Annotated in this window: 15 protein-coding genes and 3 tRNA genes; 17 read left to right on the top strand and 1 reads right to left on the bottom strand. The window is 62.3% G+C overall.

Annotation, left to right across the window (positions count from 1 at the left end; all coding sequences use genetic code 11):
• The first annotated feature begins 10 nt into the window (after positions 1-10).
• The 15 genes from lepB to PHI64_RS06640 all read left to right on the top strand — a co-directional run bounded on the left by lepB (position 11) and on the right by PHI64_RS06640 (position 9,965).
• Positions 11-799 (top strand): signal peptidase I, encoded by a 789-nt coding sequence (gene lepB, locus PHI64_RS06570; RefSeq protein WP_299880450.1) that lies wholly within the window; start codon positions 11-13, stop codon positions 797-799.
• Positions 800-801: 2 nt separating this feature from the next.
• Positions 802-1,170: a DUF4845 domain-containing protein gene (locus PHI64_RS06575; RefSeq protein ID WP_299880453.1), complete on the top strand. Its 369-nt coding sequence runs from the start codon at positions 802-804 to the stop codon at positions 1,168-1,170.
• A 10-nt stretch (positions 1,171-1,180) separates the two neighbouring features.
• Positions 1,181-1,852 (top strand): ribonuclease III, encoded by a 672-nt coding sequence (gene rnc / locus PHI64_RS06580; RefSeq protein WP_299880456.1) that lies wholly within the window; start codon positions 1,181-1,183, stop codon positions 1,850-1,852.
• Entirely contained in the window at positions 1,849-2,757 is a 909-nt protein-coding gene (gene era, locus PHI64_RS06585; protein ID WP_299880459.1) for a GTPase Era, read from the top strand. Before rnc ends, era begins: the two co-directional genes overlap by 4 nt.
• A 21-nt stretch (positions 2,758-2,778) precedes the next feature.
• Entirely contained in the window at positions 2,779-3,516 is a 738-nt protein-coding gene (recO, locus tag PHI64_RS06590; RefSeq protein WP_299880462.1) for a DNA repair protein RecO, read from the top strand.
• Complete coding sequence (locus PHI64_RS06595; protein ID WP_299880465.1) at positions 3,513-4,274, top strand: pyridoxine 5'-phosphate synthase; 762 nt, start codon at positions 3,513-3,515, stop codon at positions 4,272-4,274. Before recO ends, PHI64_RS06595 begins: the two co-directional genes overlap by 4 nt.
• Complete coding sequence (gene acpS, locus PHI64_RS06600) at positions 4,271-4,648, top strand: holo-ACP synthase (RefSeq protein ID WP_299880467.1); 378 nt, start codon at positions 4,271-4,273, stop codon at positions 4,646-4,648. The genes PHI64_RS06595 and acpS overlap by 4 nt, the downstream gene beginning before the upstream one ends.
• Positions 4,645-5,682: a beta-N-acetylhexosaminidase gene (nagZ, locus tag PHI64_RS06605; RefSeq protein WP_299880470.1), complete on the top strand. Its 1,038-nt coding sequence runs from the start codon at positions 4,645-4,647 to the stop codon at positions 5,680-5,682. The genes acpS and nagZ overlap by 4 nt, the downstream gene beginning before the upstream one ends.
• A 17-nt stretch (positions 5,683-5,699) precedes the next feature.
• Positions 5,700-7,496, top strand: a complete 1,797-nt coding sequence (gene uvrC / locus PHI64_RS06610) for an excinuclease ABC subunit UvrC (protein WP_299880473.1) — start codon at positions 5,700-5,702, stop codon at positions 7,494-7,496.
• Positions 7,497-7,511: 15 nt separating this feature from the next.
• A complete protein-coding gene (pgsA, locus tag PHI64_RS06615) occupies positions 7,512-8,084 on the top strand; it encodes a CDP-diacylglycerol--glycerol-3-phosphate 3-phosphatidyltransferase (RefSeq protein ID WP_299880477.1) in 573 nt (190 codons plus the stop codon).
• A 57-nt stretch (positions 8,085-8,141) separates the two neighbouring features.
• Positions 8,142-8,217 (top strand) — tRNA-Gly (locus PHI64_RS06620).
• A 41-nt stretch (positions 8,218-8,258) separates the two neighbouring features.
• Positions 8,259-8,332, top strand: a tRNA-Cys gene (locus PHI64_RS06625).
• 13 nt (positions 8,333-8,345) lie between these two features.
• A tRNA-Gly gene (locus PHI64_RS06630) sits at positions 8,346-8,421 on the top strand.
• Between the two features lie 265 nt (positions 8,422-8,686).
• On the top strand, positions 8,687-8,878 hold the full coding sequence (locus PHI64_RS06635; protein WP_299880480.1) for a hypothetical protein: 192 nt from the start codon (positions 8,687-8,689) through the stop codon (positions 8,876-8,878).
• A 277-nt stretch (positions 8,879-9,155) separates the two neighbouring features.
• Positions 9,156-9,965 carry a glycosyltransferase gene (locus tag PHI64_RS06640; RefSeq protein WP_299880483.1) on the top strand — a complete coding sequence of 270 codons (810 nt, stop codon included), beginning with the start codon at positions 9,156-9,158 and terminating at the stop codon, positions 9,963-9,965.
• 30 nt (positions 9,966-9,995) lie between these two features.
• On the opposite strand, the gene PHI64_RS06645 is transcribed toward PHI64_RS06640, so the two are convergent.
• Positions 9,996-10,418: a DUF1178 family protein gene (locus tag PHI64_RS06645; protein WP_299880486.1), complete on the bottom strand. Its 423-nt coding sequence runs from the start codon at positions 10,416-10,418 to the stop codon at positions 9,996-9,998.
• Positions 10,419-10,678: 260 nt separating this feature from the next.
• On the opposite strand from PHI64_RS06645, the gene tssA reads away from it, so the two are divergent.
• Both tssA and tssB read left to right on the top strand, forming a co-directional pair.
• Positions 10,679-11,764: a type VI secretion system protein TssA gene (tssA, locus tag PHI64_RS06650; RefSeq protein WP_299880489.1), complete on the top strand. Its 1,086-nt coding sequence runs from the start codon at positions 10,679-10,681 to the stop codon at positions 11,762-11,764.
• A gap of 51 nt (positions 11,765-11,815) precedes the next feature.
• Positions 11,816-12,316: a type VI secretion system contractile sheath small subunit gene (tssB, locus tag PHI64_RS06655; RefSeq protein WP_299880492.1), complete on the top strand. Its 501-nt coding sequence runs from the start codon at positions 11,816-11,818 to the stop codon at positions 12,314-12,316.
• The last annotated feature ends 11 nt before the right edge of the window (positions 12,317-12,327 follow it).

Raw genomic sequence — 12,327 nt, forward strand, 5'->3', positions numbered from 1 at the left:
GAGTGCTTGCGTGAATTTCGCCCTGATTCTTTTTGGCTTGCTGGTCGTGAGTGGTGTCCTGTGGGCCCTCGATCGATTTGTTGCGAGCAAGCGGCGTTCGGTTGGTGCCAAATCGCCCTGGTGGGTGGAGTATGGGGCCAGTTTTTTTCCGGTCATCCTGGTGGTCTTCTTTCTGCGCTCATTTGTCGTCGAGCCCTTCAAGATCCCCTCTGGTTCGATGATTCCGACCCTGCTGGTGGGTGACTTCATCCTCGTCAACAAGTGGACTTACGGTATCCGTCTGCCGGTCATCAACAAGAAGGTCATCGAGGTGAATCAGCCCAAGCGTGGCGACGTCATGGTCTTCCGCTTTCCGGCCGACCCGTCCCTCGACTACATCAAGCGTGTGGTGGGCCTGCCTGGTGACAAGGTCGAGTACATCGACAAGAAGCTCAGCGTCAATGGTGTGGCCATGACCCAGCGCGAGGAGGGCGATTATCTTCACGCCGACCGCCTCTACTATTCGCCGCGCCGGGCCGAAAAGCTGGGTGAGGTCGAGCACAGCATCATCGTGGAAAATGACGCACCTGCCTTCGTTTCCCAGATTACCCAGTACGCTTACCGTGACAACTGCACCTATACTAGCCGTGGCGTGACCTGCACGGTGCCCGATGGGCACTATTTCATGATGGGTGACAATCGGGACGGGAGCTTTGACAGTCGGGGCTGGGGCTTCGTGCCCGAGCAGAATATTGTCGGTAAGGCATTCTTCATCTGGTTCAATTTCAGCGACCTGAAACGCATCGGCAGCTTCCATTGATCATGACGCGAAAAAGTCAGTCGGGCCTCAGCCTCATCGGCGTGCTGTTTGTCGGTGCCGCGCTTAGCGCCTTTGTCCTGTTGGGTTTGAAGCTGATTCCGGTCTTGACCGAGTATCACGGCATCAAGCGGTCGATCGCGGCGGTGGCCGGTGAGGCTGACCCCCAAAACGCCAGCGTTTCCCAGTTGCGCAACGCATTCTCCAAGCGCGCCACCGTGGATGACATCACCAGCATTTCCCCCGCCGACCTGGATATCACCAAGGAAGACGGCCGGATCGTGATTTCTGTCGACTACTCCCGCAAGATTCACCTGTTTTACAACGTGAGTCTCGTCATCGATTTCTCGACAAGCACCGGGCCGTCCCGTTGATCAGGCCGACATGAAGCTGGAAGGTTTGCAGCGGGCCATCGGCCATAGCTTTGCCCGTCCCGAGTTGCTCGAACAGGCCGTGACCCATCGCAGTTTTGGGTCGCCCCACAACGAGCGGCTTGAGTTTCTGGGGGATAGTGTCCTCAACTGTGTCACCGCGCTGGCCCTGTTCGGGCGTTTCGGTGAGTTGCGTGAGGGTGATTTGTCCCGCCTGCGGGCCAATCTCGTGCGTCAGGAGGCGCTGCACCGGCTGGCTGACGGCCTGAATCTCGGTGAATACCTGCGTCTGGGCGAAGGTGAGCTGAAGAGTGGTGGCCACCGGCGTCCGTCGATTCTCGCCGATGCCCTGGAGGCCATCTTTGCGGCGGTATATATCGATGCGGGTTTCGAGGCAGCCAAGGCGGTCATTGATCGGCTTTACGCGTCCTCGCTTGCCGGGCTGGATCCGGCCCGCGCCTTGAAAGACCCAAAGACGGCCCTGCAAGAGTGGCTTCAGGGCCGGCGCATGGCGCTGCCCCGTTATTCCCTTGCCGATACCCGCGGCGAGGCTCATCAGCAGGAATTCGAGGTCGAGTGCGAGATCGCCGGCCTCGGTCTCAAGACCCGCGGCGTAGGCGTCAGCCGCCGCGCTGCCGAACAGCAGTCCGCCCAGCGGGCGCTGGAACTTCTCCCCAAGCAATGACCGACACCCAATCTGCCGCCGACCAGCCCTTCCGTACAGGCTTCGTTGCCATTGTCGGACGCCCGAATGTGGGCAAGTCCACCCTGCTCAACCGTTTGATCGGTCAAAAGATCAGCATCGTCTCGCGCAAGGCCCAGACTACCCGTCATCGGGTAACCGGGGTGCTGACCGAAGGGGCGGCCCAGTTTATCTTCGTCGATACGCCGGGCTTCCAGACCCGTCACAAGAACGCCCTCAACCGGGCCATGAACCGCACTGTCACCCAAGTGCTGGCAGACGTGGACCTGGTGCTGTTCGTCATCGAGAGCGGCCGCTACGGCCCCGATGACGAACAGGTGGTGAAGCTCTTGCCTGAAGGCGCCAAAGTCATCCTTGTAGTGAACAAGGTGGATCTGCTTGAGGACAAGGCCCGCATGCTGCCCTTCCTGCAGAAGATGAGCGCGGTCTATCCCTTCGCCGAGATCGTGCCGGTGAGCGCCGAGAAAGGGCGCAACACCGATCAGCTCGTCAAGGCTGCCCAGCCTTACCTCCCCGAAGCAGACCCTATTTTCGATGCGGATGACATCACCGACCGCAGCGAGCGCTTCCTGGCTGCCGAGTTCCTGCGCGAGAAGCTGTTCCGCCAGCTTGGCGAGGAACTGCCCTATGGCATGACCGTCGAGATCGAGAAGTTCGAGGCCGAACCCGGCCTGCGCCGCATTCATGCAGCCATCATTGTGGACAAGTCTGCCCACAAGGCCATGGTGATCGGCAAGGGAGGCGAGCGCCTGAAGCGCATCGGCACAGAAGCCAGACTCGAGATGGAGAAGCTCTTCGACTCCAAGGTCTTTCTGGAGGTCTGGGTCAAGGTCAAGAGTGGCTGGGCTGACGACGAGCGGGCCCTCAAGAGCCTCGGTTACGAATAGGCCTTTCCGGAACTGCCCGCCGTGAGTGCCAGGCAGCGGATAGACCAGCAACCCGGCTTCGTGCTGCACAGCTATCCCTATCGGGAAACCAGCCTGATCGTTGAGGTCTTCAGCCGTGACCACGGCCGTATCGGCCTGGTGGCCAAGGGGGCGCGGCGCCCCATGTCGCAGCTCCGCGGCGTGTTGATGGCTTTCCAGCCCCTGTTCATCGACTGGAGCGGCGGCGGCGAGATGAAGACCCTGGTCCGGGCCGAGTGGCAGGGGGGGCAGCCCCTTCTTGGCGGCCAGGCCCTGCTGTGTGCCTATTATCTGAATGAGCTCCTGCTGCGTTTGATGCCTCGGGAGGACGCGCATCCGGCCCTTTATCAGGCCTACGGTGAGGCTCTGCGGGCTTTGGCCGTGGGCGATTCCCAGGAAGTGGTGCTTCGGCGCTTTGAGCTGGCCTTGCTCCAGGAGCTGGGATACGGCCTTGAATTGGAGACGGATTGTGATGGTTTGCCCGTCCTGCCCGATAGCGACTACGCCTATATAATCGAGCGCGGCGCGGTGGCCCTCGACGAGCATCGGATCGACGATCCGGCGGTGGTCCGCGGCAAGACCCTCATCGACATGGCCCACCAGGATCTGCGTGATCCCGACACCCTGGCCCAAAGCAAGGCTTTGATGCGCCGGCTCATCCAGCATTACCTCGGCGGACAGGTGCTCCAATCCCGCCGTGTATTCACCGAATTGTTTGCCTATCCCGGAGACCCGTCTTGATCGAACTTGGCGTCAATATCGACCACGTGGCCACCCTGCGTCAGGCCCGCCGCACTTGGGAGCCGGATCCTTGCTGGGCGGCCATGGAGGCCCATCTGGGCGGTGCAGACGGGATTACCGTCCATTTGCGCGAGGATCGTCGCCACATTCAGGATGCCGATGTGCGCAAGCTTGGCGAGCTCACCCAGATCAAGCTCAACCTCGAGATGGCAGCAACCGACGAGATGGTTGGTATTGCCTGTGCGCTGAAGCCTCAGATGGCCATGTTTGTGCCTGAGGGGCGCCACGAGGTGACCACCGAGGGGGGGCTTGATATCGTCTCCCAAGAGGCCCGCCTCAAGGATGCGGTGGCGCGTCTGGCCGAGGAAGGCATCATCGTCAGTGTCTTCATTGATGCCGAGATCGCCCAGGTGGAGGCAGCCGAGCGCATCGGCGCGAAGGTCTGCGAAATCCATACGGGCCCTTACGCCCATGCCTTCCACAGCGCCGGGCGCGACGCGGAGAGCCCTGCGGTGCTCGCCGAAATCGACAAGATCCGTCAGGCCGGCGCCGCCATACGGGCGCTCGGGCTGCGCTTCAACGCGGGGCATGCGCTCAATTACTACAACGTCCAGCCCATCGCCCGGTTGCCGGGCATTCGCGAGCTGCATATCGGGCACGCCATCGTCAGCCGTTCGGTGTTCACCGGTCTTCGTGAGGCCGTGCGTGAGATGAAGCGTCTCATGCGGGAAGCCGCCGAGCGCGGCGAGCCGGCGTGATCTACGGGGTCGGCACCGACATCGTGCGGGTGGCCCGTATGGCCGATGCGCTGACCCGCCACGGAGTGCGCTTCGCCGAGCGCATCCTGGATGTCTCCGAGCAGCCCGCATTTCATTCGGCCGCTGCCCCGGACCGCTTCCTGGCCAAACGCTTTGCTGCCAAGGAGGCCTTCGGCAAGGCCCTCGGCACCGGCGTCGCCGTGCCGGCCACGCTGCACGCCCTGCGGGTTGGTCATGATGCGCTGGGCAAGCCCCACTTCGAGTACTCACCAAGCCTCGCCGATTACATGACGGAGCGGGGCCTCTGCGCTCATCTCAGCCTGTCCGACGAGGCCGACTATGTTGTTGCTTTTGCCGTCATCGAAAGACCATGAAGTCCTCTCCTGCCTTCCCCGGCCCCGTCATGCTCGACGTTGTTGGCCACGAGATCACCGCCGAAGAGCGGGAGATCTTGCAGCATCCCCTTGTTGGCGGCGTAATTCTGTTCGCCCGCAACTATGCCGAGCCGGAGCAACTGCGCGCCCTCACTGGGGCGATCCGCGCTGCCCGGCCGGAGCTGGTGATTTCCGTCGATCATGAAGGGGGGCGCGTGCAGCGTTTCCGCGAGGGCTTCACCCGGCTGCCGGCGATGCGTCGTCTCGGCGAGGCCTGGGCGGCTGATCCGGCGGTGGGCAGGGCCTGCGCCCGCCAGGCCGGCTTTGTGCTCGCCGCCGAGTTGCGCGCCCATGGTGTGGACCTTAGCTATGCCCCGGTGCTTGACCTGGATTACGGCGTCAGCAGCGTGATTGGCGACCGGGCTTTCCATCGGGATCCCCAGGTGGCCGCCGAGCTGGCCGGCGAGGTGGTGGCCGGGCTGGCCGACGCCGGCCTGCGAGCGGTAGGCAAGCATTTTCCCGGGCATGGCGCTGTCGAGGCGGATTCCCATGTGGCGATTCCCGTGGACAGCCGCAGCTTCGAAGCCGTGTGGGCCGAGGACATCGTTCCTTTCCGCGTGCTCGCCCCCCAGTTGGGCGGTGTAATGCCTGCCCATGTGATCTTCGAGAACATCGATGCCCGTCCGGCGGGTTTCTCCCATTTCTGGCTGCAGGATGTGCTGCGCGGCAGGCTCGGCTTTCAAGGCGTGATTTTCAGCGACGACCTGACCATGGAAGGGGCCAGTGTGGCCGGGGGCATCGTGGCCCGGGCCGAGGCTGCGCACTCCGCCGGCTGCGACATGGTACTGGTGTGCAACCGCCCGGACATGGCCGTGGACCTGCTCGACAACTGGCGCCCCGAGGCACATGCGGGCAGTCGTGAGCGCATCATGGCACTGCGCCCCAGGCCGGGGACAGCGCCGGCAGATCCTGACACCCTGGCCGGCTGGGCACCTTATTGCGCGGCCCGTGACGGCGTGCGGGCCCTCGCCTGAATTCGGGGCTCGCGGTCGTGGCCTTTGACGCCAAAGCCTTTCTGCGCACCCTTACCGAGGAGCCCGGCGTCTATCGCATGATCGGGGCCGACGATGCGGTGTTGTACGTCGGTAAAGCGAAGAATCTGAAGCGTCGGGTGTCCTCGTATTTTCAGCGTACCCAGCTCAGTCCGCGGATCGCCATCATGGTGGGGCAGGTACAGCGGGTGGATATCACCGCCACCCGCTCCGAGGCGGAGGCGCTGATCCTCGAGAACAATCTCATCAAGAGCCTCGGGCCCAAGTACAACATCCTGTTTCGGGACGACAAGTCTTACCCCTACATCGCCCTGTCGGGGGGAGATTTTCCCCAGATCTACTATCACCGCGGGGGCTTCCGGAAGGGCGTGCGCTATTTCGGGCCCTTCCCCAACAGCTGGGCGGTGCGCGAGAGCCTGCATCTGATGCAGAAGATCTTCCGCCTGCGCACCTGTGAGGACAGCACCTTCAGCAACCGCTCGCGCCCTTGTCTGCTGCACCAGATTCAGCGCTGTACCGGGCCCTGTGTCGGGCTGATCGACAAGGATGCCTATGCCGCTGACGTGCAGCTGGCCAGCCTGTTCCTCAACGGTCGCCATGGTGACGTGGTGGACGATCTGTCCAGGCGCATGCAGGAGGCCTCCGACGCGCTGGCCTTCGAAAAGGCCGTCGTTTATCGCGACCAGATCCGTAACCTGCAGGCCGTGCTTCACAAGCAGTTCGTCGAAAGCGCCAGGGACGAAGATGTGGATGTTCTCGCCGCGGTGGAGCGGGGCGGCATGGTATGCGTCAACCTGGCCATGATCCGTGGCGGGCGTCACCTGGGTGACCGGCCCCTGTTCCCCAGCAACGCCCAGGGCTGCACGCCCCTGGACGCGCTGGTGGCCTTCGTCGAGCAGCACTACCTGGATCACCCGTTGCCGGGAAAGATTCTGGTCAACGTCGACCCTGTGGTCGTCAAGGATGCCCTCGACGAGGTGATCGAAGGCAAGGTCGGTGTCATGGCTGCCCGCTACGAGAACGAGCGGGCGTGGATGGGCATGGCCGAGAACAACGCCGGCCTGGCCCTGATGGTGCGGGAGCAGGAGTCCAGTCGGGGGGAGCAGCGTCTCGAGGCCCTGCGCGATGCCCTTGGTTTGGCGGATACGCCCAGCCGGATCGAGTGTTTCGACATCTCCCACACCATGGGTGAATCCACAGTGGCCTCCTGCGTGGTATGGGATGGCAAGGCCATGAAGAAGTCCGAGTATCGGCGCTACAACATCGCCGGCATTACCGCCGGCGATGACTACGCCGCCATGCGCCAGGCCCTGACCCGGCGCTACGAGAAGGTGGCTGCCGGCGAAGGTGTTCGCCCCGACCTGATCCTCATCGATGGCGGCAAGGGGCAGATGGGAGTGGCCCGGGAGGTGCTGGCCGAGCTGGGGCTGGAGGCCATCACGATGTTTGGCGTGGCCAAGGGCGAGAGCCGCAAGCCAGGGCTGGAAGAGCTGGTCTTTCCCGACGGGCGTGAGCCGGTACACATGCGCCCAGATGCGCCGGCACTGCACTTGATCCAGGAAATCCGTGACGAAGCTCACCGCTTTGCCATCACTGGCCACCGGGCCCGCCGGGCCAAGACCCGTAACACCTCGCGCCTGGAGGACATCGCCGGGGTCGGGCCGACACGGCGGAAGAAGCTGCTGGCAGCCTTTGGCGGCATCGAGGGTGTGCGAAAGGCCACGATAGAGGATCTGTGCCGGGTGGAAGGCATCAACCGGCACCTTGCCGAACAGATATACAATGCGATGCGATAGCCCGCAAACGTCGACATGCTTTTCAATATCCCCAACTCCCTGACCTGGGCGCGCATTGCCCTGATCCCCTTTTTCGTCGGCATCTACTACCTTCCGGATTCCGTCATTTCCGCGGAAGACAAGAACCTGGTGGCCACGCTGACCTTCATCGCTGCCGCGGTGACGGACTGGTTTGACGGCTATCTTGCGCGCACCCTCGGTCAGACCTCGGCCTTCGGCGCCTTTCTTGATCCGGTGGCCGACAAACTGATGGTGGCCGCCGCCCTGATCGTTCTCGTGCACCTCGGCCGGGTGGATTCCCTGATTGCGCTGGTCATTATCGGCCGCGAGATCACCATCTCGGCCCTGCGCGAATGGATGGCCAAGGTGGGCGCGGCTGGCAGCGTGGCGGTGGCTTTTGTCGGCAAGCTCAAGACTGCGGCCCAGATGTCGGCGATCCCTCTGCTGTTGTACCAGGCCCCGGCGTTCGGTTTTGACGGGATGGCACTTGGTACCGTGCTGATATATGTGGCTGCGGTTCTGACCCTGTGGTCCATGGGCTACTACATGCGTTGTGCCTGGCCCGAGCTGATGAAGCGTAGCCGCTGAAAGCGGCAATCCGGATTTGACATCCAGAATTTTTTGCCTATAATGGCGGTCTGTCGAGCGGCAGTAGCTCAGTTGGTAGAGCGCAACCTTGCCAAGGTTGAGGTCGAGAGTTCGAGACTCTTCTGCCGCTCCAAAGAATTTCCGGGGAAGCCTAGCTTCCCCGTTTAGATTGACGGCGCGATAGCAAAGCGGTTATGCACCGGATTGCAAATCCGTGTAGGTCGGTTCGACTCCGGCTCGCGCCTCCAGGTGTAGATCCAAGCGGCAGTAGCTCAGTTGGTAGAGCGCAACCTTGCCAAGGTTGAGGTCGAGAGTTCGAGACTCTTCTGCCGCTCCAGAATGCGACGGGGAAAGCGATGATTCGAGAGAATCTGCTTTCCCCGTTTTGTTTTTGGGCTACCTGCCTTTCTTTGAGGCGATTTTTCCGTTTTCGCCCCCGTGTCTCCTGGACGCGCAGCATTCCGGCGTGCCTGAATCCCTTTCTCTCCCGGTGTAGCCTGCCTGACAAGGGGTTGTCGTAAGCCTGTCACGGTGCTGACTCAGGATTGGTGTCGTCGACAGTGATGTCGGCCCACTCTGGGCCGGACCGACGGGAGATCCGGATGAAGCAAGTTCTCGATGCGCTCGCCAGAAAGCTGTGCAACACCGCCTTTGGTCCGGAGGTGACGGCTTTTCTGATGGATGGGGAGTGGCAGGCCCCTTTGTTTGTTCCAGATGCGTTCGACACGGCGGAGAGGGGGGTATTGGAACTGCCCGAGATCGTTGCTGGTTCGCGGGAGTTTCTTCGCTGCTGAGGCCCGGCGCCTCGGGATACGATCCTGCCTTGGGGCCTCCTTTTGCGGCTGCTTCATTCGCAAGCATTCGTCATTGATCTGCCTGCATGGCCCGCCCGGTTCGGGTTGGGTGTGACTGCCTTGGCTGTTTTCTAGTACTATTCAAAGGTTTACACCGATATTTGCATCGGTATGGCTCGACTCCCCGGGGAGTCGGGCCTTTATGCGTTCCCCGCACCGGCGCGGGGCTGGCAGGGTTGAAAGGTCTGGTTTGAGCGGTACGGAATTCTCGGTTCTGATGGCGACCTACAGGCGCGACGATGCGGGGCATCTCGAGCAGGCCCTGGAGAGTCTGACCAGGCAGAGCCTCGTGGCTTCGGAAGTGGTGCTGGTTGAAGATGGGCCTATCGGCGATGCAGCGCGGGCCGTCATCGAGCGCTATCGTGCCGCCCTCAACATCCAGTCGCTGGTGATGCCCCGCAACGTCGGGCTGGCAGCCGCCCTCAATGCCGGATTGCAGCACTGCCGCCACGAACTCGTGTTTCGCTTCGACAGTGACGATATGGCGTTGCCGGAACGCTTCGCCCGGCAGCTTGCAGCCTTTGCTGCCGGCCCGGCGATCGATGTCGTTGGTAGTTTTGCGCAGGAAATGGACAGCGCCGGTACACCGGGGAGAGTCCGTTCAATGCCGATTTCCCACGACGAGATTCTCGCCAAGCTGTGGGCCTGCCCCCTTATTCATCCCACGGTGGCCTACCGGCGCAGCCGGATATTGGCCGTTGGCGGCTACCGCACCGATCTGCGGCGCAGTGAGGACTACGATCTGTGGTTTCGTTGCGCCAAGGCAGGCATGCGCTTCGGCAACCTGCCGGAAGCCCTGATCCTCCATCGTTTCGATCAAACCAGCCATCTGCGCCACGCTTTCCGGGATGCCCTGGAGAGGGCGCTGAGCGGCTACCGGGGGGCCTGTCTGCTCGGAATGCCCCTCTGGAAGCGCCTGGCCTGCTTTGTGCCCCTGGTGCGTGCGGTGTTGCCCACGCCCCTGCGCCACCCGGTCTATCGCCTGCTGTCGCGCTTCGACCCCCGACGCTCCGGTTCGCCAGACTAGCTGCTGCGGGTTCTGCACCCACCTCAAGCCTCAGTGCATGTCGTCCTTGTCCGGGGGAACCGGCAGGATGGGAATGCCCTCGTCGATCAACTCGATCATCTCCTCCCTGTCGGCCTTGCCCCGGATGGCTCTTTCCTCGCTGTCGCCGTAATGGATACGGCGGGCCTCCTCGGCGAAGTGCTCGCCCACGTCCTCGGATCTGGCGGCGGCGCTGCGCAGGGCTTCGATCAGGCGAGCGGCAATGGCCTGAGGGTCGGGAGAGGCGGAAGTGGCAGGGGCAGAATGGGACGAGGTCTGGATGTACGGGGCCGAAGGCAGGCGCCGTACGTCACTGCTACCGCAATGGGGGCAGGTCACCAAACGGGTAGTGCGCTGGCTTTCGAAGGCGTCGCTGGAGGCAAACCAGGCTTCGAAGCGGTGCTCCCTGTCACAGCACAGGTCGAGGACGATCATGGTGAAGAGCTTTCATCGCTTCGCGAGACGTGGATTCAAGGCGAAGGCGTGCGTAATGCCAATATGGGCTCGGTGGGCTGAGGGATCGTATCGAAATCAACGCCCACCGTGAATGCTATGAAATCGGAAGCGGATATGTTATCAATTCAGCCTCACAAACAGGCCTGCGGCGGCCTGCAAAAGTGTAGTCCGTTTTCTTTTGATTCAAGATATTCTTTCCTCTTCCCGGCATTCAGAGGAGAGGTCTTGATGATGATTCTTTGCCCAATCTGGGTGATGGGGCGGTGGGGGTGAATGTGAATCTGGACGCATTGCTTGAACCCACGCCTGGCGATCTGCCTTGTGGTCCGAATCTGGAATACGACGACGATTTCCGTGAGCTTGAAAAGGCCGCCAACGGGACTCCCGAACTCGAGTTCGGTGCGGGTAACGGTGATGGCGTCACCCGGATCGAGGGCGTGGGGCCGGACTGGGCCAAAGTGCGCAAGCTCTCTGAGGGGCTCTTCTCCCGAAGCAAGGATCTCCGCGTTGCTGTTTTACTGACCCGGGCGCTGACCCATTCCGACGGTCTGGCCGGGCTGGAAGCCGGGCTGCAATTCACACTCTCCCTCCTTGAGCGCTTCTGGGACCATGTCCACCCAATGCTCGACCGGGACGACAACGATGACCCCACCGAGCGGATCAATGCCCTGGCCGGGCTGGCCTCGGAAGGCATGGTGGGGGCCGTTCGTGATGCCTGGGTGGTGCGCTCCCGCCAGATCGGCATGCTCGTCGTCCGTGACGTGGAGGTGGCCGCAGGGCGGCTGCAGCCCAGAAGCGGCACGGAGGCATTGTCGGAAGGGCAGGTCATCGGGCTGATCACCGCCGGTCTGGCGGATGATCCGGGGCTTGCCCTCCGGGTGCGGAAGCTCGAAGCGCTGCTCAAGAGTATTGATGTGCTCCTGTCCGAGCGGGTCGGTGCTGCAGACGGCATCGATTTCAAGCCGTTTCAGACTGTTCTTTACCCGGTCCGGCAGTTTGTCGAGCGGTGTCCGGGAGGAGGGCAGGACGACTCCATATCCGTCGATGCCACACCGGCCGACACGGGGAGTGTGAGCACGGGGGCAGTCAAGGCTCCTGCGGCCCCGGGGGAAATCAATTCCCGTGCAGACGTGCTCCAGACCCTCGACCGGCTATGTGATTTCCTGGCCCGCACTGAACCGGGCAGCCCGGTTCCGATGGTCCTGCGGCGGGCCCAGAAGATGATGAACATGAACTTCCTCGAGCTCATGAACGACCTTGCTCCCGATGGCCTGGGGCAGGCAGAAAAGGTCGTTGGAGCACGTTTCGAATATCCGGAGTCGTGATACCGGCGAATTGCGCAGTGCAGTATCGCCACCCCCACATGGAGGCACAAAATGGCAGACAGCAGTCAGAAGTTCATTGCTCGTAACCGGGCGCCGCGGGTTCAGATTGAATATGACGTGGAGCTCTACGGTGCCGAAAAGAAGGTCCAGCTGCCCTTCGTCATGGGGGTGCTCTCAGATTTGTCCGGCAGCCCTGCCGAGCCCCTGGCGCCGATTGCGGAGCGCAAGTTCCTGGAAATCGACGTGGACAATTTCGATAGCCGCATGAAGTCGATGAAGCCACGGGCGGCTTTCCAGGTTCCCAATACCCTGACTGGTGAAGGCAATCTCAATGTCGAGCTGACTTTTGAAAGCATGGACGACTTCACTCCGGCCGCCATTGCCCGGAAGGTCGACGCCCTCAACAAGCTGCTTGAGGCCCGTCAGCAATTGTCCAACCTGATTACCTACATGGACGGCAAGACCGGCGCGGAAGAGCTGGTGGGGCGCTTGCTCAACGACCCGGCCCTGTTGCAGACCCTTGCCACGGCGCCGAAGCCTTCCGAAGGCTGAACGGGCGACAA

Origin of the sequence: Zoogloea sp., from assembly GCF_028689785.1 — a bacterium.
Taxonomy (GTDB): Bacteria; Pseudomonadota; Gammaproteobacteria; order Burkholderiales; family Rhodocyclaceae; genus Zoogloea.

What these genes read in the sequence shown, in the direction of transcription:
- pgsA (WP_299880477.1), top strand. Translation starts at nt 7,512, where the DNA reads ATGCTTTTCAATATCCCCAACTCCCTGACCTGGGCGCGCATTGCCCTG.
- PHI64_RS06635 (WP_299880480.1), top strand. Translation starts at nt 8,687, where the DNA reads ATGAAGCAAGTTCTCGATGCGCTCGCCAGAAAGCTGTGCAACACCGCC.
- nagZ (WP_299880470.1), top strand. Translation starts at nt 4,645, where the DNA reads ATGAAGTCCTCTCCTGCCTTCCCCGGCCCCGTCATGCTCGACGTTGTT.
- rnc (WP_299880456.1), top strand. Translation starts at nt 1,181, where the DNA reads ATGAAGCTGGAAGGTTTGCAGCGGGCCATCGGCCATAGCTTTGCCCGT.
- tssB (WP_299880492.1), top strand. Translation starts at nt 11,816, where the DNA reads ATGGCAGACAGCAGTCAGAAGTTCATTGCTCGTAACCGGGCGCCGCGG.
- PHI64_RS06575 (WP_299880453.1), top strand. Translation starts at nt 802, where the DNA reads ATGACGCGAAAAAGTCAGTCGGGCCTCAGCCTCATCGGCGTGCTGTTT.
- era (WP_299880459.1), top strand. Translation starts at nt 1,849, where the DNA reads ATGACCGACACCCAATCTGCCGCCGACCAGCCCTTCCGTACAGGCTTC.
- PHI64_RS06640 (WP_299880483.1), top strand. Translation starts at nt 9,156, where the DNA reads ATGGCGACCTACAGGCGCGACGATGCGGGGCATCTCGAGCAGGCCCTG.
- PHI64_RS06645 (WP_299880486.1), bottom strand. Translation starts at nt 10,418, where the DNA reads ATGATCGTCCTCGACCTGTGCTGTGACAGGGAGCACCGCTTCGAAGCC.